Origin of the sequence: Marinibacterium profundimaris (genome assembly GCF_002210095.1) — a bacterium.
In the GTDB taxonomy this organism is placed as follows: domain Bacteria; phylum Pseudomonadota; class Alphaproteobacteria; order Rhodobacterales; family Rhodobacteraceae; genus Marinibacterium; species Marinibacterium profundimaris.
The window spans coordinates 654,629-676,323 of the sequence record NZ_AQQR01000001.1 but is presented as its reverse complement, the minus strand read 5'-3'; the positions used below and the strand labels follow the sequence as shown (position 1 = coordinate 676,323).

Genomic DNA, 21,695 nt, shown 5'->3' with positions numbered 1-21,695 from the left:
TGCCCGCCGCCGCGGCCGCGATGGTTGGCGCGGGCAGGGGGGAGATCAAGTGGAGGAGGTCACTTGACCTGGTCTTCGGTGTAGTAGCCCGAGCCGATCAGGATCTCTTCCCAGTTCGACGCGTCCACTGCCACCGGTTCCAGCAGGTAGGAGGGCACGATCTTCATGCCGTTGTCATAGGTCTCGGTGTCGTTGATCTCCGGCTCGCCGCCTTCCAGCACGGCGTCCACCATGCCCACGGTGACACGTGCCAGCTCGCGCGTGTCCTTGAACACGGTCGAATACTGCTCACCCGCGAGGATCGACTTGACCGAGGGGACCTCGGCGTCCTGGCCGGTCACGATCGGCATCGGCAGATCGCCCGAGCCATAGCCCACGCCCTTCAGCGACGACAGGATCCCGATCGACAGCCCGTCGTAGGGCGACAGCACACCATGCACCTGGGCATCGGTGTAATGGGCCGAAAGCAGGTTATCCATGCGCGCCTGAGCAACCGATCCGTCCCAGCGCAGCGTGCCGACGGTGTCCATGCCCATCTGGCCCGACACGATGTTGATCGTGCCGTCGTCGATCAGCGGCTGCAGAACCGACATCGCGCCATCATAGAAGAAATACGCGTTGTTGTCGTCCGGGCTGCCGCCGAAGAGCTCGACGTTGTAGGGGCCTTCGCCGAACCGCTCTTCCAGGCCTTCCACCAGCGAGGTCGCCTGCTGCACGCCCACCTGAAAGTTGTCGAAGGTCGCGTAATAGTCGACGTATTCGCTGTCGCGGATCAGCCGGTCATAGGCGATGACCTTGATCCCGGCGTAATGCGCGTTCTCCAGCGCGTTCGACAGCGTCGTGCCGTCGATCGCCGCGATCACGAGCACGTCGACGCCCTTGGTGATCATGTTCTCGATCTGCGCCAGCTGGTTCGGAATGTCGTCCTCTGCATATTGCAGGTCCGTGTCGTATCCGGCCTCCTGGAACTGATTGACCATCGAATTGCCGTCCGAGATCCAGCGCGCCGAGGATTTCGTCGGCATGGCGATGCCCACCGTACCTTCGGCCAGCACGCCGGTGGCAAGCGCAAAGACTGCCGTGGCCGAAGCCAGGACCATTTTCAATTTCATGAATGCCTCCCTTGCGCGCGCCGCTCATGATGCCGGCCGCCGCGCGGTTCTTGCGAATGTGACGGGGCCTCCGACCCCGCCGTCGGGGTAGCCTAGCTTTACATGTCCTTCAAATTGCATTAGCCGCAATCCGCATAACACAATCGGTATGTGCCTCTCTGCGCACCGCCGCCCAGATCCCGCAACCGGACGCCGCCCTTGGACCTTGCCCGCCGTCTCAAGCCCCAGCACCTGCGCCTGATCGTGAAGATCGCCGAAAGCGGCAAGCTCCAGATCGCCGCCGGTGCGCTCGCGATCTCGCAGCCCGCCGCCTCGCGCATCCTCGCGGAACTCGAAACCGACCTCGGCACGAAGCTCTTCGATCGCCACCCCAAGGGCATGGTTCCGACCGCCATCGGCCAGGCCTTCCTGCAACACGGCCGCGCCATCCTCGCCACGCTCGACAGCCTTGAGACCGAGGTCGAGGATCTGAAGGAGGGCCAGTCCGGCGAGGTGCGCGTGGGCTCGGTCACCGGCCCGGCGGTGCAATGCCTGGTCCCGGCGGTGCAGGCGGTGCGCGCGGCCTCCCCGGGCGTCGAGGTCACGATCGAGGTCGGCCCCTCGACCGAACTTGTCCGCGGCCTGGAAGAGGGGCGGTTCGAATTCGTCCTCGCCCGCCTGCCGCAGGACTACGACCCGCGCGCCTTCGACATCCAGCCGGCGCGGTTCGAACGGGTGGCCCTTCTGGTCCACGACAGCCATCCGCTCGCCGGGCAGCGCGGGCTGACGCTCGACCGGCTCGCCGAACACGACTGGGTCATCCAGGAACGCGGCTCCCCGATCCGCGCGGCGGTCGAGGCCGCCTTCCACGAGGCCGCCGTGCCGGTGCCCTCGGGCATCACCAATTCCTCCTCGCTGCTGGTCATGCTGGCGCTGCTGGAAAACTCCGCCGTCATCGCCCCCGTCGCCGAAGAGGTCGCAGCCCTTCTGACCCGCCCCGGCATCGGCGCGCGCCTGCGCCGGCTGGACGTCGACCGGCCCATCGCGGTGACGCCGTATTTTATCATTCGCAACCGCGCCCGACAGTTTTCAACCGCCGTCGACCGTGTCCTGACCGAGGTGCTCGCGCGTCTGTGATCGATCCGATTGTAGCTCCTCTGGCGCTGTGTTAGCGAGGAAAGGGGAGGTGACATCATGACATTGGCAATCGTGACAGGCGGCGGGTCCGGCATCGGACGCGAGATCGCCAGATCCCTGCGCCGCGAAGGCTATGAGGTGGCGGTGACCGTGCCGCCCGGGGCCGAGGCGCCGGGCGACGACGGCATCGGGGTGTTCACCTGCGACGCCGCCGACGAGGCCCAGGTCGAAACGCTTTTCACCAACCTGCGCGAGACCTACGGCCGCACGCCGTCGGTCGTGGTCAACAATGCCGGCCGGCAGACCTGGGCGCCGCTGATGGACCTGTCGGCCAAGGACTGGGACGAGGTCATCGCCACCAACCTGCGCGGCACCTTTCTGAACACCCGCATCGGTGCGCGCCACATGATCGCGGCGGGGCGCCAAGGCGCGGTGATCAACATCGGCTCGGGCTGCAACCGGCTCGCCTTCCCGAAGCTGGTGGATTACGGCGCCTCGAAAGGCGGGATCGAACAGTTCACCCGCTCCGCCGCGCTTGAACTCGGGCCCCATGGCATCCGCGTCAACTGCGTCGCCCCCGGCGCCATCGAAACCGACCGCACCCGCTCCGAAACCCCGGACTATGCCGGCAAATGGGCCGAGATCACGCCGCTGCGCCGTATCGGCCTGCCCGAGGACGTGGCCGAGGCGGTGATCTTCCTGGCCTCCGATCGCGCCGGGTTCATCACCGGCCAGACCCTGATGGTCGACGGCGGCGTCTTCTCCCGCGCGCCCTGGCCCGATTACGGCTGAGCCCTAGGGCTTGCGGCAGGGTCGGCGCCGCGGCGTGCCCCGTTGCGCGCTTGTCTCACGTCCTGCGCCGCATGACCGGCGTCCCGGTATGACCCAGGCAGCCCACGCCTCGTTGCCCTAGCTCAGCACGCCCGCGATCCGCTCGATCGCCCTCTCGATATTCTCCGTCGAATTGGCGTAGGAGAACCGCACGTAGCCTTCGCCCCACGTGCCGAAGGCGGTCCCGGCAATCGTCGCTACCCCGGCCTTGTCGAGAAAGAGATCCTGCGCCTGCGCCGCGTTCAGCCCGGTGCCCGAGATGTTGGGAAAGGCGTAAAACGCCCCGGCCGGATCCGTGCAGCGGACCCCGGGCAAGCCGTTCAGCGCCGCGACGATCACTTTCCGGCGCGCGTCGAAGGCCTCCATCATCTCGTCCACCGCGTCCTGCGGCCCCTGCAACGCGGCCAGCCCGGCATATTGCGCCGCGGCGTTCACGCAGGAATGGTCGTTGATGCACAGCCGCGTGACATGGTCCACCGCCGCCTCGGGCCAGACCGCATAGCCCAGCCGCCAGCCGGTCATGGCATAGGTCTTGGACCAGCCGTCCAGCATGATCAGCCGGTCGCGGATCTCGGGGTATTGCAGCAGGCTGACGTGCTCGCGCCCGTCGTACAGCATCCGCGAATAGATCTCGTCCGAGAGGATCGCCACGTCGGGCCAGTCGGCCAGCCCGGCGACCAGCCTGTCGATTTCTTCCTTCGGGGTCACGCCCCCCGTGGGGTTGGCGGGCGAATTGATGATGATCAGCCGCGTGCGCCCGGTGATCTGGGCCAGCACCGCCTCGGCCGAGAAGGCAAAGCCGTTGGATTCTTCCAGCGCCATCGGCACCGGGGTCGCGCCGGAATAGCGGATCACGCTGTCGTAGATCGGGAAACCCGGGTTGGGGCAGATGATCTCGTCCCCCGGCTGGCCGAACATCAGCACGGCAAAGAACATCGTGGGCTTGCCGCCCGGGACCACCACGACATGGTCCGGATCCACCTTCGTGCCGTGCCGCGCCTCGAGGTCGGCGGCCACCGCCTCGCGCAGCACCGGCAGCCCGTTGGCGGGGGTGTAGCCGTGATGCCCGTCCTGCAGCGCGCGGATCCCGGCCTCGACGATATGCTGTGGCGTGCGAAAGTCCGGCTGACCGATCCCGAGGTTGATGATATCGCGCCCTTGGGCCGCCAGCTTTTGCGCCCGTGCCAGCACGACAAAGGCGGATTCCGTTCCAAGCCGCGTCAGGCTGTCGGCAAATATCATGGTCGTCTCCCCGGATGCTCCCGCGCCGCCTTAGCCGCTCTGCACCGCTGCCACAAGGCGGGCAAAGGGAGCATCGCCGCGCCGCTGACCGCGCCCGGCCGCTTTCGTCACGGCCAGGACCGGCTGGTTGTGGGGGGCGCCCTGCTGCTGCCGTCGCGTGGGCGGGCAGGGGATTTCCGGAGTATTTCTCCCAAGAAGAAGCAGGGGCGCGGCTCTGCAAATCGTTGCGGGTTCGTTAATTCGCCGTTGCAACCACTTGATTTCAAAAGGGTGGATACATGTCCCACGCGTGGGACACGGCGCGACCCCCTGCTTCATCTTTGCCCAAATACCTCATCCGACCCCGGCCGCCAGAGCCAGGATCAGACGCCTATTTCGCCAGCGCCGCCTCCCGCATCTGGCTGAGCGTCCGCCGCGGCGTGATCGCCTCGGCCGAGACGTTCAGCTCCAGCACGGCCCCGGTCCCGCTCGCCGCGGCGCGGTCGAAGGCGGCGGCGAACTCCTCGGTCCGCTCGACCTTTTCGGCGTGGAACCCGTAGGCCTTCGCCAGCGCCACGAAGTCCGGGTTGACGATATCGGTCCCCGAGACGCGCGCCGGGTAGTGGTTTTCCTGGTGCGCCCGGATCGTCCCGTAGGTGCCGTTGTTCAGGATCAGCACGATCGGCTGGGCGCCGGCCTGCATCGCGGTGCCAAGCTCGTTGCAGGTCATCTGGAAATCCCCGTCGCCGGCAAAGCACAGCACCATGCGGTCGGGGCAGGCGACCTTGGCCGCCACCGCCGCCGGAAGGCCGTAGCCCATGGCTCCCGATTGCGGCGCCAGCAGCCGGGCATCGGGGCCGTAGGTCAGGAACTTGTTGGGCCAGATCGCGAAATTCCCCGCGCCGTTGGTCACGATCACATCCTCGGGCAGCACGTCGCGCAGGTGGGCCGAGACCTTGACCATGTCCACCGGCGACGGCTGGTCCGGCGCCTCGAGCGAGGCGAGGAACGCCGCCCGCGCCGCGCGGGTCCAGCCGGACCAGTCGCCCGTCACCGGGCGCAGCGCGCGCACGAAGGCGTTGGGGCCGGCCTGGATGCCCAGGCGCGGCTGGTAGATCTTGCCGATCTCGCGGTCCGAGCCATGGACATGCACGATGGTCTGGCGTGGCACCGGCACCTCGAAGATCTCGTAGGCGCCGGTCGTCATCTCGCCAAAGCGGACGTTGATCGCCAGCACCACATCGGCGTCTTCCAGCAGCTTGCGGACGTTGGGCGGCATGCCGACACCGGCCTCGCCGGCATAGACCGGCGAGAGGTTGTCGAACTGGTCCTGGTAGCGGAAGGCGGCGACCACGGGGATGTCCGAGCTTTCGGCGAAGTCTTTCAGCGCAGCCCGCGCATCGGCCTGCCAGTTGCAGCCGCCGACAAGCACCACCGGCCGGTCCGCGGCCGAAAGCAGCGTGAGCGCCTTGTCCACCGCCGCGGCATCGGGCGCGGGTTCCGAGATCTCGGCGGGCCCGGTCAGCGGCGCGGTGTCGGTGAGGCTGGTCAGCATGTCCTCGGGCAGGGCGATGACCACCGGGCCGGGGCGGCCGGTGGTGGCCGTGGTCCAGGCGCGGGCGAGGATCTCGGGGATGCGCCCGACATCGTCGATCTCGGTCGCCCACTTGGCCATGGTGCCAAAGACCGCGCGGTAATTGACCTCCTGGAAGGCCTCGCGCTCGCGCATGTCGGTGCCGACCTGGCCCACGAAGACCAGCATCGGCGCGCTGTCCTGCATCGCGGTGTGGATCCCGATCGAGGCATTGGTGGCGCCCGGGCCGCGGGTGACGAAGCAGATCCCGGGCGATCCGGTCAGCTTGCCCCAGGCGGCCGCGGCGAAGGCGGCGCCGCCTTCGTTCCGGCAGAGCACGAAATCCAGCGCCCCGGCGCTGTCATGCAGCGCGTCGAGCACGGCGAGGTAGCTCTCTCCCGGGATCCCGAAGCTTTTAGTCGCGCCGAGAGCGACCAGGCTCTCGACCAGAAGTTGTCCGCCGTGGCGCTGCATGTCTCTGTGTCCTTGCTCCTCGTGGCGCGGTCCGGGCCGCGCGGTCAGGCAGACCATGCCTTCGAGGGGGTGTCGAGACAATCCCATTCTCCGGTCCCGGCGCGGCGGCGGGGCGCCGGGGCACGCGCCTCAGACGCTCATCGGAGGGTCGAGATGCATGCGGTCCAGGTAGGCGCGCATCAGCGTGGTCCAGTCCTTCAGGAGAGTCTCGTTCGGGCGGCGGCGCAGGCCCATGCGGCGCAGCTCGCGGTACTTTGCCGAGCGCCGGGCGCCGAAACTGGCGCCTGCCTTCGGCCACCAGTAGTCCAGCGCGGCCTGCACCATGTCGCGATGCCCGCGCGCCAGTTCATGGGCGATACCTTCGCGGGCGAGCATGGCATGGCGGGTCTCGACCGGGATCAGCCCGCGCAGCGCCGTGCCCAGCGGCTCATAGCAGACATGGGCGTATTCCTCGAGTTGGACCAGCGTGACCTGGCTCATCAGGTGGTGCATCACCAGACCGTCGGTCCAGTTCGCGATCGGGAAGTGGAAGACCGCCAGCCTGCGGTCGCCCTCTCTCCGGGCCGGGGGCAGGTCCGCGTCGCGGTCCACGCGGGAGTCCCAGGCGTGATATGCGGCATAGCGCGAGATGTCGGCGCCGAAGGTGGAGGCGATCTCCAGCACGGTTTCGGCGATCTGGATCTTTTCATAGACGATCCTGGCCAGCGCCATGCGTTCGCGCAGGCTGGGCCCTTCGTTCAGCACCCGGGCGAGGCCGGCGGCCGCGGCAAGCTGGCTGTCGGCGAAGCCGGTCATGAGCTTCACCAGCTCCTCGCGGCAGTCCTGCGGCATGTGCACCGGGCTGTCCAGCGTGCCGCCCCCGGCGACATGCTCTTCGAACTGCCTGTCGTCCTTCATCCCTTGCCGGATCCCCCGTGGCGTTTGCCGCTGCCCGGCCGCGCGCGGGCCCGGCCGTGGCCGGCAGGATAGGAGGGGATGTCTTATCAATCGCTTAACCGGGACGGGTCCGGCGGGCAGGCCGCGGGGCGATCAGACCCCGATGTAGCGTTCCACGATGGCATGATCGGTGCGCAGGGCCTGCGCCGACATGACCTCTCCGTTGCGGCCGTTCTCGATGAAGGCCACGCGGTCGGCCACGGTCAGGACCGCATCGACCCGCTGTTCCACCAGCAGCACCGCGACACCCCGGTCGCGCATCGCCGTGATCACCTGGCGGATCGCCTCGATCATCGAGGGCTGCAGCCCCTCGGTCGGCTCGTCCAGCAGCAGCACCTTGGGCCGCAGGCACAGCGCGCGGGCCGTGGCCAGCATCTGCTGTTCCCCGCCCGACAGTGTTTCGGCCCGCTGGCGATAGCGTTCGCGCAGGCGGGGGAAAAGTGCCAGCACCTCCTCCTCGACCTCCGGCCCCGAGCCCCGCGCGCGCAGTCCGATCTCGATGTTCTGGGCCACCGTCAGTTCGGAAAACAACCGCCGCCCCTGGGGCACATAGCCCACGCCCTGCAGCGGCACCTTGTGCGCGGGCAGGCGTCCTGTGGGCGTGCCATCGACCGTGACCTCGCCGGACCAGAGCGGCAGGAGGCCCATGATCGCCTTCATCACCGTGGTCTTGCCGGCGCCGTTGCGGCCGAAGAGGCACAGGATCTCGCCCGGCTCGACGCGCAGCGAGAAGCCGCGCAGCACCTGCGCGCGGCCGTAGCCGGTGTCGATCTGGTCAAGCTCCAGCATCAGGCGGCCCCCCCGGTGCCCAGATAGGCGGCCTGGACATCGGCATTGGCGTGGATCTCGGCCGGCGTGCCCTCGGCCAGCACCTGGCCGAAGTTCAGCACGGTGACGCGGTCGGCGGTCTCCATCACGACGGACATGTTGTGTTCGATCAGCAGGATCGTGGTCTCTCCGGCCAGATCGCGGATCAGCGCCTTGAAGCGGGCGATCTCGGCGTCGGACAGGCCCTGGGTCGGCTCGTCCAGGATCAGCAGGCGGGGCGATTGCACCAGGCCCATGGCGATCTCCAGCAGGCGCTGGTGGCCGTAGGACAGATCGCCGGCCAGCGTCTCTTCGCGCTCGGGCAGGCCCACGCGCTCCAGCGCCGCCGAGAGCGAGACGTCCCGGCCACGGGCGGCGAGCGAGAGATTCTCGGCAACCGGCAGGCCCGAAAAGATCGAGGTGATCTGGAACGTGTAGGCCATGCCCAGCCGGATGCGCCGGTGCGCGGGCAGGGCGGTGATGTCGGCGCCGTCGAAGCGGACGCTGCCCGAGCTGGGCGGGATGCGGCCGCAGAGCAGCGAGACGAAGGTGGTCTTGCCCGCGCCGTTCGGCCCGATCAGCGCGCGCACCTCGCCGCGCTCCAGCGTGAAATCGACCGCGTCCACGGCGGTCAGCCCGTGAAAGCGGCGGGTCAGGCCGGAGGTCTGCAGGATCGCGCTCATGGCAGCCATCCCCAGCCGCGGCGCCGTACTTCGCCCACCAGCCCCTGAGGCGCGAACAGCGTCAGCAGCACCAGCACCACGCCGGCCAGCAGCATGTAGGCGGTGGTGATGCCGCTGGTCAGGTCGATCAGGTAGAACATGAAGAGCGTGCCGATGAAGGGCCCCAGCACCGTGCCGGCCCCGCCCAGCAGCACCCAGAGCAGCGGGAAGATCGAATATTGCACCGAGGCAAAGCTCGCCCCCGCATAGCCGAAAAGCAGCCCGTAAGCCGCCCCGCTCAGCGCCGAGATCCCGCCCGAGATCACCACCGCGACCCATTTGCGCAGGGCCACGTCATAGCCCAGAAGGCGCGCACGCTCCTCGTTTTCGCGGATGGCCGTCAGGGTGCGGCCGAACGGATGGCGCACCAGCGCCAGCGAGGCGATCAGGCAGGCGGAGAACAGCGCCCAGGCCGCCAGGTAGCGCCACGAGGGGTCCGACAGGTCCAGCCCCCACAGGACGCGCTGCGCGGGCTGGATGACGAAGCCCTCGTCGCCATGGGTGATGTCGCCGAAATAGAGGATCGTCAGATAGCCCGCCTGCGCGAACATCAGCGTCACGATCATGAAGGCCACGCCGACGGTCCGCAGCGCCAGCGCCCCGGTGATCCCGGCGACCACCAGCCCCGCGATCAGGCCCGCCAGCAGGGCGGGCGCGGGGGCGGCGCCCAGCTGCGTGATCGCCAGCCCCATGCCGTACATGCCGGCGGCGAAGAACAGCGCGTGCCCGAGGCTGAGCAGCCCGGTGTAGCCGAAGAGGATGTTGAAGCCGATGGCGTAGCAGGCCAGCACCATGACGCGGGCCAGGTTGCCATGGTGATAGGCCGGCAGCACGAAATGCATCGCCAGCAGAAGGGCCACGAGGCCGAGATGCAGCGCGAGGACCCGGCTCATGATGCGCGGCTCCCGAACAGACCCTGCGGGCGGAAGACCAGCACCAGGGCCACCAGAAGCGTGGCAAGGATCTTGGCCAGCGTGGGCGAGAAGAACACCGACACCAGGCTGTCGGTCAGCCCGATCAGGATCGCGGCGAGGATCGTGCCGGGCAGGGAGCCCAGCCCGCCGATGATCACCACGATAAAGGACAGCAGCAGCGGGTCGTGGCCCATCAGGTAATGCGCCTGCTGGATCGGCACGATCAGCACGGCGGCAAGGGCGGCCAGCCCCGCGCCCAGTCCGAAGACCAGCGCATAGACCCGCTCGACCGGGATGCCGAAGGCCAGCGCCATGTCGCGGTCCAGCTGCGTGGCCCGCATCAAGAGCCCGATCCGCGTGCGCGTCATCAGCCCCCAGAGCCCGGCCAGCACCGCCACGGCGGCCGCGATCACGAACATCTTGTAGGAGGTCGTGGCCACGCCCCAGGGCCAGTAGAGCGCCCAGCCGGCCTCGGTCCATTCCACCCAGGGGATGGCGATGCGGGTGTTGAAGGGCGCCTCGACGGGCCGCGCATCGGGGCCGTAGGTCATCAGTGTCGCCTGCTGCAGGATGTAGAGCAGGCCGATGGTGGCGACGATGGTGCGCTCGGGGTCGTAGTCGATGCGGCGCAGCACGGTCATGTCGGCGGCCGCGGCGATCGCGCCCACGATCAGCGGCGCCAGGATCAGCGCGGCGACGAACCCCCAGGCCGGGGCGCCGCCGATATGGCTGGCGATCCACCAGGCAAAGACCGCGCCCAGCATGAAGAATTCGCCATGTGCCACGTTGACCACGCGCATGACGCCGAAGACGAGGCTGAGCCCGCAGGCGGTCAGGGCCAGGACGGCCGCCATCACCGCGCCTTCGAGCGTGGCCAGCACGAGGTAGGGTCCAAGTTCCATTCAGGTCGTTCTGCTTGGGGCGTTCCGTCGGGCGAAAGGGGGCGCGGGGCTTGCCGGGCCGTTGCCGGCCCGTCTCGCGACCCGGCCGCGGGGGGCGCCCGCGGCCGGAGCGGGGCCCGGCGGCCCCCTGCCGATCAGAAGCTCTGCGTCGTGTAATCGACCTCGTCGGGGTACATCCCGTCCTCGATGGAGGTCGTGTGCACCCTGGTCAGGACGCCGTCCTGCACCTGGCTGATGTATTGCTGGCCGAAGACCTGGTGGGTCTTGCCGTTGAACAGCTTCGGCCCCTGCGGATGTTCGACCCCCTCGGGCATGTCGGTCATCGCCTCGACCGCCTCGATCAGCGCGGCACGGTCCGACGGGCCGCTGTAGCCGGAGGCCTCCATCCCCGCCTTGATCACGTTCAGCGTCTCCCAGCAGCCGAACATGTGCGCATAGGTCGACACGTCCTTCGGATCGGCCAGCGAGGCGCCGCGATCGTCCACGCCGACCTTCTCGCGATAGAGCGTCTCGAACTCGGACTGATCGGGCTGCGCGTGGCGGCACATGCCCTCCCAGAAATAGGTGCCTTCGAGGAATTCAAGCCCGGGCGAGCCGATGTTCACCGCCTCCAGCGAGTCGATGAAGCCGAAGATCTCGGGCGCCTGCGGGCCGAAGAATTCGCCCAGCTCCTTGACGAAGGTCAGCACGGCGGGGCCGACCATCACGTGGTAGAGCACCTCGGTCTCGCGGGGGATCTTGGGGAAATACTTGGTGAACGAGGTCTCGGTCGGCGGGATCGCGATCAGCTCGATCACTTCGCCGCCGTTGGCCTCGATGGCGGGGACCAGATTGTCGCGGTGGTCATAGCCGAAGCCGTAATCGGGGAAGATCATCGTGACCTTCTTGCCAAGCTGGTCGGTGATGAAGGGCGCCATCGCCTGCACCTGGCTTTTGACGTCGGTGATGCCGGGCTGCAGCGTGTAGCGGTTCAGCATGCCCGAGGCCACGTGATGGCCTTCGGAGACCACGAAATAGGGCAGCTTCAGCTCGCCCGCGCGGGGGGCGGAGCCGATGACGACGTGGCTGAACAGCGTGCCGTAGGCGATGTCGCAATTGTGCTGGGTGGCGAATTTCTCGATCACCTCGGCGCCGCGCTTGGCGTCGGTGCCGTCATCCTCGGCGATGATCTCGACGGGGCGGCCGTTGATGCCGCCGGCCTCGTTGATCATGGCCACGGCGGCCTGGGTGGTGCGGTCGTACCAGCGGCCGTAGGCGGCGCCGATGCCGGTGCGGTGGACCTGGAACCCGATCTTGATCGGCTCGGCGCTTTGTGCGCCGGCATAGCGGGTCCAGAGCGGCAGGGTGGCGGCGGCGCCAAGGCCCTTCAATGCGCCCCGGCGCGTAAGATCCGTTGGTTTCAGCGTCATGCGTTGCGCTCCCTGTCTGTCGGTCACTGGTCCTGGGGCCGCTGGCGGGCCTCTTCGCGGCAGAGCCTGCGTCGCGGGGGGCGGCCTGTCCAGCCTTTTCCTCAGACCCCGCGCGGGGAGGCAAGCAACCACAGTCCGAAAAGCGTGTAGGCGATCATGAAAATTGCAAGAGGCGCCTGGCTTAGCGCGGCGCGGCGCGAGGTGCCGAAGGCGCGCACGGCCAGTGCATGGGCCAGCAGGATCGCTGTCACATGGCCCAGCACCACGGCGCCGGCCTGCGCCAGGAAGATCCGGCGGACGGAGCCCTGTTCGTTGAAGAAGCCGGTGGTCACCTGGACCTGTCCCAGCCCCAGCAGATCCTGCCCCCGGGCCAGGGGATCGTTGAGCGCGGCCAGCGCATATTGCGCCTCGACCAGGGCCGCGCTCAGGTAATGGGCGACATGGTAGCCAAGCGCGATGGGCAGCAACGCGGGCGCGAAGAGGCGAAAGGCCTCTGCCAGCCCCATGGCGCTGCCCGCCAGCCTCAGCCCCAGCAAAAGCGACAGCGCGAAGACCGCCAGCAGCGCGATATTGGCGCCGAGCAGGCCGCCAAGGCTGGATCCGATGACGGCGGAGCGGCCGGGAAATTCCAGCGGGTTGATGCCGATCCGGCCGAACCACCAGAAGGTCTCGTTCAGCCCGTCGAAACTTCCGGTGCCCAGCAGGATCACCATGAACAGCGCCAGCCCCATGGACACCCGCGGCCCGGTCATCACGCGCCAGCCGGGCAGGCCGATGGCGAGGCGGCCGCGCGAGCGTCCGACGAGCGCGACCCGCGCATAGGCCCGCATCAGCACCGTCAGCCCTTCGCCCCGCACAAGCCAGGCCGGCCCGAACAGCGCGCAAAGCCCCAGCGTCAGAACCGCGTAGACCGCCACGTAGCCCGCCAGACGCGCCGGATCCGACGGCGCCACGTCCGCCAGCAGGATCGCCGCGAAGCCCAGGAAGGTCACGATCGCCGGCGCATGGCCCAGCCTCCGGGGATACCGCAGCACCGGCGGCCCCAGAAGCCAGCGCAACAGAGCCGCCGGCGCGGTCCAGGGACTGGTCCAGCGCCAGTGGTTGCCCAAGAGCCCCTGCAGCGTCACCATCGCGATCCAGAACACGCTCCAGACCAGCAGCGGCAGCGGATTGGCCAGCGGATCGCGCGGCCCCGCCTGTCCGGCCCAGAGCGCGAAGACCAGAAGCATCGCCGCGCAAAGGCTTGTCACGTGGCGCCAGGCGACGGGCGTCCGGGGCAGGCGCATCAAACCGACGGGCCGCAGCATCCGCTCAGCGGCGCCGCCCGGCAGCAGCGCCAGAAGAATCACCGTCGCCGCCACGGCGATCACCCCGCCGGCGGCATAAAGGTCCGTGGGCAGCAGCAGGACAAAGCCACCCTCGGACGTATGCGCCCAAGCCGGTGCCGCAGATGTCATGGCCCCGAGGGCCGCCAAACGCTTGATCCCTGTCATTCCTGCCCACATGGTTGGATCCGATGTATAATTTTCCCGGACATGCGGGAACAATATCGCGGGGCGTTGGGGATGACAGGGGTGAAACGGCTGGCCGCGGGGCTTCTTTTCCTGGCACTTGTGGCCGGTGCCTGGCTGCTCTTGCGGCCGCCGCCGGCGGCGCATCTGCTGCTCTCCGGTGCCCGGATCGAGGACGGGCCGGGCGGTCCGGTCGTGACGCTGCAGATCGGCAACAGCGGCGGGCCCGACCGGCTGGTGTCGGCCGAAGGCGCCGGCCAGGCGGCGCGGATCGTGTCGATCGAGGGCACGACGGCGCTGCCGATCCCCGCCGGCACCAGCCCGCAGCTCTCCGAGGACGGGGCCTATATCCTGCTCGAAGGGCAGGGCCCCTTCGCCCCCGGTCAGTTGGTGCCCCTGACCCTGACCTTCGAAGGCGCGGGGCCGGTCACCACCCAGGCCCGCGTGGCCGGACCGGCGCCGACGCCCGCCAAGGCCGGATCACAGGCAGAGAGTGTGGGCGACATCGCCGCGCCGATGGCCTCGGGCGGGATGAGCGATCATGCCGGCCACGCGATGCCCGGCAAGGCGCATGACACGCTGGCCCCGGTGCCGGGCGACCGGCCTGCGCCGGACCTTGCCCTGACGGCCACGCCGGATGGCGACGGCTGGGTCCTGCGGGTGGAGACGGAGAATTTCACCTTCAACGAGGATCTCGCCGACGGGCCGCACGTGCCCGGGGTGGGGCACGCGCATCTCTATCTCGACGGGTTGAAACTGCAGCGGCTCTACCAGCGCGACGCCCGTATCGGGGCGCTGCTGCCCGGGCGCTATACCGTACGGGTGACGCTGAACACCAACGATCACAGGATCTACGCGAAGGACGGCAAGCCGATCTCGGTCACCGCCATCATCGAGGCCCAGTGAGCCGGGCGTAGGGAGCAGGCCACGCCAGGGCATACTAAGCGACGGCGCCCGCCGCGGGGCAAAGGAAAAGGCCGCCCACGGCAAGCGGGCGGCCTTTGGTCTTCAGGGGGGCGGCCGGATCAGCCGAAGATGGCGTTCAGCGTGGCGCTGGGGCGCATCACCGACGCGGTCTTCTCCGCGTCGCCATGGTAATAACCGCCCAGGTCCACCGGCTTGCCTTGCGCGGCGGCCAGTTCACTGGTGATCTCGGCTTCCTTCGACACCAGCGCCTCGGCGATCGGCTTGAAATGCGCCGCCAGTTCCGCGTCCTCGGTCTGCTCGGACAGGGCCACGGCCCAGTAGCGGGCGAACCAGTAGTGGCTGTCGCGGTTGTCCGGCTCGCCGACCTTGCGGCTGGGCGAGCGGTTGTCGTCCAGCACGCCCTGCGTTGCCTTGTCCACGGCGTCGCCCAGAACCTTCGCCTTGGCGTTGCCCTTGGCATCGGCCAGGAACTTGAGGCTTTCCCCCAGCGCGCAGAACTCGCCCAGGCTGTCCCAGCGCAGGTGGTTCTCTTCCATCAGCTGCTGGACGTGCTTGGGGGCCGAGCCGCCGGCACCGGTTTCGAACAGGCCGCCGCCCTGCATCAGCTTCACGATCGACAGCATCTTGGCCGAGGTGGCCAGTTCGAGGATCGGGAACAGGTCGGTCAGGTAGTCGCGCAGCACGTTGCCGGTGATCGCGATGCAGGTCTCGCCCTTGGTGATCGTCTCGAACGAGGCGCGGGTGGCCTCGCGCGGCGCCATGATCTCGAACTTGTCGGCCACGCCCTTGGCTTCCAGGATCGGCGTGACGTACTTGATCAGCTCGGCGTCATGGGCCCGGTTTTCGTCCAGCCAGAAGATCGCGCGGCAGCCTTCGGCCTTCTGGCGGTCGATGGCCAGGTTCACCCAATCCTCGATCGGCGCCTTGCGGGCCGAGGCCGAGCGCCAGATGTCGCCGGCCTCGACGGCGTGCGAATGCAGCACCGTGCCGTCGTCCAGCACCATCTTCACGGTCCCGGCTTCGGGCAGTTCGAAAGTGGTCGGGTGGGACCCGTATTCCTCGGCCTTCTGCGCCATCAGGCCGATGTTCTGAACGGTGCCGGCGGTGGCGGGGTTCAGCTTTCCGTTGGCTTTGAAGAACTTGATCGTCTCGTCATAGACCGGGGCATAGGAATTGTCGGGGATCACGCAGTTGGTGTCGTGTTCCTTGTTGTCCGGGCCCCAGCCCTTGCCGCCGCCGCGGATCAGCGCGGGCATCGAGGCGTCGATGATGACATCGGACGGCACGTGCAGGTTGGTGATGCCCTTGTCGGAATTCACCATGTACATCGGCGGACGCGCGTCGCGGCAGGCCTCGATCGCTTCCATGATCTCGGGCTCGTCCTTCACGCGCTCCAGCAGGTCGCCCATGCCCGAGCTCGGGTCCACGCCCAGTGCTTTCATCTTGTCGCCGTACTGTTCGAACACCGGCTTGAGCCAGGCCTTGACCGCGTGGCCGAAGATGATCGGGTCCGAGACCTTCATCATCGTGGCCTTCATGTGCAGCGAGAACAGCACGCCTTCGTCCTTGGTCTTGGCGATCTCGTCTTCCAGGAAGGCATCCAGCGCCTTGGCGGACATGAAGGTCGCGTCGACAACGGTGCCGGCGGGGTAGGAGACGCCGTCTTTCAGGACGATCTCGTCACCGGACGCGGTTTCCAGCACGATCTTGGCCGTGGCTGCGGCGGGAAGGGTTGCGGACACTTCGTTCGAGAAGAAGTCGTCGCCGTCCATCGAGGCCACGCGCGTCTTGCTGTCGGCGGTCCACTCGCCCATGCGGTGCGGGTTGGACTGGGCATAGGCCTTCACCGCCTTGGCGGCGCGACGGTCCGAGTTGCCTTCGCGCAGGACCGGGTTCACGGCCGAGCCCTTGATCGTGTCATAGCGCGCGCGGACGTCCTTTTCCTCGTCCGTCTTGGGCTCTTCGGGGTAGTCGGGCAGCGCATAGCCCTGTCCCTGCAGTTCCCTGACCGCGGCGACCAGCTGCGGGACCGAGGCCGAGATGTTCGGCAGCTTGATCACGTTCGCTTCGGGCGTCTTGACCCATTCGCCAAGCGCGGCGAGGTCGTCGGTCTGCTTCTGCGCGTCGGTCAGGTAGTCGGGGAAGGTGGCGATGATCCGTCCGGCGAGCGAGATGTCGCGGGTGTCCACGGTCACGTCGGCCGCCTTGGCGAAGGCCTGGATGATCGGCAGAAGCGAGGCGGAGGCCAGCTCCGGCGCTTCGTCTACCGTGGTATACACAATATCCGGGAAGGTATCTGCGGCCATGGTGTGTTCCCTTTTTTCAACTTCGGGTGGCTGGGTCCTGCGGGCCGGGCCGTCGTGTCGGGGCGTCGGGCCGCAGGGGGATTCCGGTTAACAGGTCTTGGCACCGCTCTTATCGGGGCGGCGCGGCGGGATCAACGTGATGCGCGGGGCTGTTGGCGCTCGCAGGGACCGGAAGGCGGCGATTGCGCGGGAATGCCGCGTCTTGCGCGGCACCTGGGGACGGTTCTCTGGCCATCCGGCCCGGGTGCGCCCTGTGCGGAGGCCTTGCGCGCGCCGGATGTGATCACAAAAGATCCCCGGCGAACCGGGTAAGCGACCGGGTCACGCGGTCGGCATCGATTTCGCGGCCGATGAGGACGATGGTGCCGTCGCGGGCCATGTCGCTGTCTGGCAGGATCTCGGGCGGCTGGACATGATCGCGGATGCCCTGCAGCAAGAGGCGCCCGGCGGGGGTGCGGACCGTGCCCTTGACGCGCACGATGTCGTCGCCATGGGCCGCCAGCAGGGCCGAGAGCCAGACGGCGAAGGAGGCCCAGTCAAGCCCCTTGGGCAGGTCGATCTGGACGGGCCGGATCGGCGCGGTCGCGTGATCGGCGAGCGGCAGGGGATCGGCGCCGGTGGCGTCGGGCAGGGGCACCGGCTCTCCCCGGGTTTCGGCGGTGATCGTGGCGCCCGGGTTGAGGCGCTGCAGCGTCGCGACAAGGCGGGCGGTGTCAGACGGGGGCGCGAGGTCGGACTTTGTGATCACAAGCCGGTCGGCGGCCTCGATCTGCGCCCGTCCCAGCGGATCGGCTGAGAGCTGGGCCGCGGCATTGCGGGCGTCGACCAGCACGATGATCTCGGACAGGGCCAGGTGGAAGGCCAGCATCGGATCGGCGCGCAGGCTGGCGGCGATGGCGGCGGGATCGGCGAGGCCCGAGGTTTCCAGCACGGCGATGCTTGTCCGTCCCTGCGGTCCGGCCGCGCGGCTTCTGTCATCGCACAGCTGACGCAGGGATGTCAGGAAGGCAGCCTGTCCCTCGCAGCAGGCGCAGCCTCCTGACAGAAGCGTGAGGGGATAGCGCGCGCCGAATATGGCGTCGTCCACGGCCAGCTCGGCGGCCTCGTTGATGATCAGATGGGCATTGGGGAAGGCGCCGGCGTAGAGCTGGTGGCGCAGCCAGGTGGATTTGCCGGCGCCCAGGTAGCCGCCGACAATCACCAGTTTCAGCCGGTCTGCGCCGGGCTCAGCGGTCACCGAGGAAACGGTCGCTCAGCGGGTCGATGGGCTTGCCGGCCATGCGCGCCGCGGCCGACCAGACGGCGTCGAAATCCGGCACGATCTCGGTCGCGCCGAAGGCCGACGACAGCTGCACACCCGGCACCGCGCCATCGTCGCGGGCCGACAGGCCGAAGGGCCTCAGCAGCACCGTCGCCGCCTGCGCCCGCCGCAGCCGTGCCCGCATCCGGTCCCCCGGCGTGGTCGCCCCGGCCTCGGTCCAGTGACCGGGGGCCGAGGGGAAGCCGCAGGAGGAGCACATCAGATCACCTCGGGGCGCTTGTCGCTGTCGAACGGGTAGCGCGCGCGGAAATCCGCGGCGATGTCCTCGAACTTCATCCATTCCACGCCCTCGTGGCCGTTCATGTACTCGATCAGCCGTTCCAGCATCAGCAGAACCTGCGGCCGGCCCGAGACATCGGGGTGGATGGTGAAGGCGAAGACGGCGTAGTCCATCTCGCGGTAGACCCAGTCGAACTGGTCCTTCCACATCTGTTCGATCACGTGCGGATCGACGAAGCCGTGCGAGTTCGGCGACTTCTTGATGAACATCATCGGCGGCAGGTCGTCGGTGTACCAGTTGGCGGCGATGTCGACGAGGTCGACCTCCTTGCCGTGCTTGAGCGGCTTCATCCACTCGCCGGCCTGCTTGGTGTAGTCTATCACCGTCCATTCATCGCCGACACGGGCATAGAAGGGCTGGAAATCGCGGTACATCTGGCTGTGGTCGTAGGAAAACCCGTGCTTGGCCAGCAGCGCGGCGGTGACGTTCGACATCTCCCACCAGGGGGCGACATAGCCGCGGGGCGCCTGGCCTGTGAGTCCCTCGATCAGCTCGATCGACTTGACCAGAACGTCCTCTTCCTGCTGCGGGGTCATCGCGACCGGGTTTTCGTGCATGTAGCCGTGGGCGCCGATCTCGTGGCCCGCGTCCACGATCATCTTCATCTGGTCCGGGAAGGTCTCCAAAGAGTGGCCGGGAATGAAGAAGGTGGTCGGCATGTCGTATTTCTTGAACAGCCGCAGCAGGCGGGGGATGCCGACCTCGGTCGCGAAGATGCCGCGTTGAATGTCGGAGGGGCTGTCGCCGCCCCCGTAGGAACCGATCCAGCCGGCAACCGAGTCGATGTCGGTGCCGAAAGCGCACATGATCTTCTTGGGCATTGTAGTCTCCGGATTGTTCGGCGGGTTATTCCGCAGCCGGCAGGACGGCGCCGGTGCGTTCCACGATCAGCCCGTAATGTTCGGGCCGGCGATGGATTTCGAAATTGAACACCGTCTCGCGGTAGATGTTGCCGGCGTCGAGGTCGCATTTCGCGGTGATGACCTCGTCCTCCATCGTGTAGGATTGCGCGACGATCTCGCCCGAGGGCGCCACGATCACCGATTGCCCGCCCATGACCGAGCCTTCCTCGTCCCCGCATTTCGCGGTGCCCACGACCCAGGTGGCGTTCTGGTAGGCGCCGGCCTGCATCGACAGGTGGTTGTGGAAGTTGGTCAGCGCGTCGGTTTCGTGCTTGCCGGTGTGGCCGAAGGGGGTGTTGTAGCCCAGCATGACCATGTCGACGCCCTGCAGGCCCATGACACGGTAGGTTTCGGGCCAGCGGCGGTCGTTGCAGATCGCCATGCCCATCACGCCGCCGAAGCCGCGACAGACCGGGAAGCCCAGGTCGCCGGGTTCGAAATAGGCCTTTTCCAGGTGTTGGAAGGCGCGGCCCTCCTGCGGTTCGGAGTGGCCTGGCAGGTGGACCTTGCGGTACTTGCCGATGATCGTGCCGGTCTGGTCCACCAGGATCGAGGTGTTGTAGCGCCGCTTGACGCCATTTTCGATCACCAGCTCGGCGTAGCCCAGGTAGAAACCGATGCCGAGCTTCGACGCTTCCTCGAACAGCGGCAGGGTCGCGGCGCTCGGCATCTCGGTCTCGTAGTAGCTGTCGAGCTCGGCCTCGTCCTCGATCACCCAGCGCGGGAAGAAGGTGGTCAGCGCAAGTTCGGTAAAGACCACCAGTTCGCAGCCGCGGCCCTTGGCCTCGCGCATCATCTCGACCAGGCGCTTCACCGCGTCGGCGCGGGTCTCGGATTTCGAGATCGGGCCCATCTGGGCCGAGGCGGTCATCACGTAGCGGGACATCTCTTTCTCCTTCTCGGGTGGCCCGTCCGCTCAGGGACGCAGGCCGATCAGCATGCGGGCCAGCCCGGTGGCGGCTGCGACGCCGTCGATCACCGGGACGCCGTGGTGCTGGCTGAGCGCGGCGGCCAGGTCCGCCATGCCGGCACAGCCCAGCACGATGGCTTCGGCGCCGTCTTCCTCGATCGCGCGGCCGATCTCGTCCGAGATCTTCGCCCGCGCGTCCGAGCCTTCCTTTTCAAGGTCGAGCACGGGCACTTCGCTCGCGCGCACCTTCAGGCAGTGCGAGGTGAGGCCGTAATCCTCAAGGTTCTGTTCCAGCACCGGGACCGAGACCGAAAGGGTCGTGACGACGCTGAACTTTTTCCCCATCAGGATCGCGGCGTGATAGCCGGCCTCTCCGATGCCGACGATCGGCAGGTCGGAGAGCTTGCGCGCCTCCGCCAGCGCCGTGTCGTCGAAACAGGCAATGACCACGGCATCGGCGCCCTCGGCCTCGGCCTTCTGCAACTCGGCCAGCAGGTGCGGCGCGGCCAGTTCGCCATCCGCGGCCCCCTGGATCGAGGGCGGGGAGCCGGCGCAGGTGCGGCCTTCGATCTCGACGTCGGGCGGGGCGGCTTCGCGGGCCGCCTGCGCGATCTTGTCGGTCATCGACACCGTTGAGTTCGGGTTGATGACGCTGATCTTCGTGGTCATGGCTCAGACCATTCCCTTGCCCGCGTCCGAGGCCAGCCGTGCCCGGCGCCTCTGCGCCACCACCGCGATCACCAGGAAGGTGCCGATCACGAGGAAGGAGAAGATCGTCGTCAGCGTGCCAAGGGCATAGATCACCGGCGTGGTGACGTTGGTCGTCATCCCGTAGATCTCAAGCGGCAGCGTGTTGCGCGAGCCGGCGGTCATCAGCGTCCGGGCGAATTCGTCGTAGCTGAGCGTGAAGCCGAAAAGCGCGACCCCGATCAGCATCGGCGCGATCAGCGGCAGCACGATATGGCGGAACACCTGCCACGGGTTTGCCCCCTGGTCGCGGGCCGCTTCCTCGTAAGAGGGATCGAAGCGGTTGAACACGGCGAACATGATCAAGAGGCCAAAGGGCAGGGTCCATGTCAACTGCGCGCCATAGCCCGAGGTGGCCCAGTGGACCTCCCATCCCAGGATCTGGCTGAACAGCAGGCCGACGCCCAGCGAGACCAGGATCGACGGGATCACCAGCGAGGCGATGATGATGTAGAACAGCACGGTCGAGCCGACAAAGCGGCGGCGGAAGGCGAGCCCGCCCATGACCGACAGGACCACGGTGGTCACCATGACCATCATCCCCAGCACGAAGCTGCGCCGGAACGAGCCCCAGATGTCGCCTACGGCCTGTTGCTGGAACAGCTGGTCGAACCAGTGCAGCGAGACGCCGCGCATCGGGAAGGTCAGGCCGCCATCGGGGCCCTGGAAGCTGAGGATCCCGATGGTGATGGTGGGCCCGTAGAGGAACAGCACGAAGAGCGCGAAGACCGCCGTGAGCACGTAGAAGGAAGGGGGGCGTTTGCCGTCCGACAT

Annotated in this window: 20 protein-coding genes; 3 read left to right on the top strand and 17 right to left on the bottom strand. The window is 67.9% G+C overall.

Annotated features, from left to right (window positions below; genetic code table 11):
* Positions 1–59: 59 nt before the first annotated feature.
* Positions 60–1,112 carry a multiple monosaccharide ABC transporter substrate-binding protein gene (gene chvE / locus ATO3_RS03265; RefSeq protein ID WP_088648345.1) on the bottom strand — a complete coding sequence of 351 codons (1,053 nt, stop codon included), beginning with the start codon at positions 1,110–1,112 and terminating at the stop codon, positions 60–62.
* A 198-nt stretch (positions 1,113–1,310) separates the two neighbouring features.
* Here chvE and ATO3_RS03260 point away from each other — a divergent pair, with 198 nt between their 5' ends.
* Positions 1,311–2,228: a LysR family transcriptional regulator gene (locus ATO3_RS03260; protein WP_088648344.1), complete on the top strand. Its 918-nt coding sequence runs from the start codon at positions 1,311–1,313 to the stop codon at positions 2,226–2,228.
* Between the two features lie 57 nt (positions 2,229–2,285).
* Positions 2,286–3,020, top strand: a complete 735-nt coding sequence (locus tag ATO3_RS03255) for an SDR family NAD(P)-dependent oxidoreductase (protein ID WP_233152011.1) — start codon at positions 2,286–2,288, stop codon at positions 3,018–3,020.
* A gap of 117 nt (positions 3,021–3,137) precedes the next feature.
* On the opposite strand, the gene ATO3_RS03250 is transcribed toward ATO3_RS03255, so the two are convergent.
* The 9 genes from ATO3_RS03250 to ATO3_RS03210 all read right to left on the bottom strand — a co-directional run bounded on the left by ATO3_RS03250 (position 3,138) and on the right by ATO3_RS03210 (position 13,474).
* Entirely contained in the window at positions 3,138–4,301 is a 1,164-nt protein-coding gene (locus ATO3_RS03250) for a pyridoxal phosphate-dependent aminotransferase (RefSeq protein ID WP_088648342.1), read from the bottom strand.
* Positions 4,302–4,671: 370 nt separating this feature from the next.
* Positions 4,672–6,327, bottom strand: a complete 1,656-nt coding sequence (locus tag ATO3_RS03245) for a thiamine pyrophosphate-dependent enzyme (protein WP_088648341.1) — start codon at positions 6,325–6,327, stop codon at positions 4,672–4,674.
* A gap of 129 nt (positions 6,328–6,456) precedes the next feature.
* On the bottom strand, positions 6,457–7,224 hold the full coding sequence (locus tag ATO3_RS03240; protein ID WP_088648340.1) for a Phenylacetic acid catabolic protein: 768 nt from the start codon (positions 7,222–7,224) through the stop codon (positions 6,457–6,459).
* A 132-nt stretch (positions 7,225–7,356) separates the two neighbouring features.
* Positions 7,357–8,052 (bottom strand): ABC transporter ATP-binding protein, encoded by a 696-nt coding sequence (locus ATO3_RS03235; RefSeq protein WP_088648339.1) that lies wholly within the window; start codon positions 8,050–8,052, stop codon positions 7,357–7,359.
* A complete protein-coding gene (locus ATO3_RS03230) occupies positions 8,052–8,753 on the bottom strand; it encodes an ABC transporter ATP-binding protein (RefSeq protein WP_088648338.1) in 702 nt (233 codons plus the stop codon). The genes ATO3_RS03235 and ATO3_RS03230 overlap by 1 nt, the downstream gene beginning before the upstream one ends.
* Positions 8,750–9,685, bottom strand: a complete 936-nt coding sequence (locus ATO3_RS03225; protein ID WP_088648337.1) for a branched-chain amino acid ABC transporter permease — start codon at positions 9,683–9,685, stop codon at positions 8,750–8,752. Before ATO3_RS03225 ends, ATO3_RS03230 begins: the two co-directional genes overlap by 4 nt.
* Complete coding sequence (locus ATO3_RS03220; protein ID WP_088648336.1) at positions 9,682–10,608, bottom strand: branched-chain amino acid ABC transporter permease; 927 nt, start codon at positions 10,606–10,608, stop codon at positions 9,682–9,684. The genes ATO3_RS03225 and ATO3_RS03220 overlap by 4 nt, the downstream gene beginning before the upstream one ends.
* 134 nt (positions 10,609–10,742) lie before the next feature.
* Entirely contained in the window at positions 10,743–12,017 is a 1,275-nt protein-coding gene (locus ATO3_RS03215) for an ABC transporter substrate-binding protein (protein WP_088648335.1), read from the bottom strand.
* A gap of 101 nt (positions 12,018–12,118) precedes the next feature.
* Complete coding sequence (locus ATO3_RS03210) at positions 12,119–13,474, bottom strand: hypothetical protein (protein ID WP_233152010.1); 1,356 nt, start codon at positions 13,472–13,474, stop codon at positions 12,119–12,121.
* Positions 13,475–13,582: 108 nt separating this feature from the next.
* Here ATO3_RS03210 and ATO3_RS03205 point away from each other — a divergent pair, with 108 nt between their 5' ends.
* Positions 13,583–14,434, top strand: coding sequence for a copper chaperone PCu(A)C (locus ATO3_RS03205; protein ID WP_088648333.1), 852 nt, complete (start codon positions 13,583–13,585; stop codon positions 14,432–14,434).
* 119 nt (positions 14,435–14,553) lie between these two features.
* On the opposite strand, the gene ATO3_RS03200 is transcribed toward ATO3_RS03205, so the two are convergent.
* The 7 genes from ATO3_RS03200 to ATO3_RS03170 all read right to left on the bottom strand — a co-directional run bounded on the left by ATO3_RS03200 (position 14,554) and on the right by ATO3_RS03170 (position 21,695).
* Positions 14,554–16,761 carry an NADP-dependent isocitrate dehydrogenase gene (locus ATO3_RS03200; protein WP_088648332.1) on the bottom strand — a complete coding sequence of 736 codons (2,208 nt, stop codon included), beginning with the start codon at positions 16,759–16,761 and terminating at the stop codon, positions 14,554–14,556.
* Positions 16,762–17,044: 283 nt separating this feature from the next.
* A complete protein-coding gene (locus tag ATO3_RS03195) occupies positions 17,045–17,998 on the bottom strand; it encodes a CobW family GTP-binding protein (RefSeq protein ID WP_233152009.1) in 954 nt (317 codons plus the stop codon).
* Positions 17,988–18,281: a hypothetical protein gene (locus ATO3_RS03190; protein WP_088648331.1), complete on the bottom strand. Its 294-nt coding sequence runs from the start codon at positions 18,279–18,281 to the stop codon at positions 17,988–17,990. Before ATO3_RS03190 ends, ATO3_RS03195 begins: the two co-directional genes overlap by 11 nt.
* Positions 18,281–19,183, bottom strand: coding sequence for a polysaccharide deacetylase family protein (locus tag ATO3_RS03185; protein ID WP_088648330.1), 903 nt, complete (start codon positions 19,181–19,183; stop codon positions 18,281–18,283). Before ATO3_RS03185 ends, ATO3_RS03190 begins: the two co-directional genes overlap by 1 nt.
* 25 nt (positions 19,184–19,208) lie before the next feature.
* Complete coding sequence (locus ATO3_RS03180; RefSeq protein ID WP_088648329.1) at positions 19,209–20,150, bottom strand: N-carbamoyl-D-amino-acid hydrolase; 942 nt, start codon at positions 20,148–20,150, stop codon at positions 19,209–19,211.
* A gap of 30 nt (positions 20,151–20,180) precedes the next feature.
* Positions 20,181–20,843, bottom strand: a complete 663-nt coding sequence (locus tag ATO3_RS03175) for an aspartate/glutamate racemase family protein (RefSeq protein WP_088648328.1) — start codon at positions 20,841–20,843, stop codon at positions 20,181–20,183.
* Between the two features lie 3 nt (positions 20,844–20,846).
* Entirely contained in the window at positions 20,847–21,695 is an 849-nt protein-coding gene (locus tag ATO3_RS03170; RefSeq protein ID WP_088648327.1) for an ABC transporter permease, read from the bottom strand.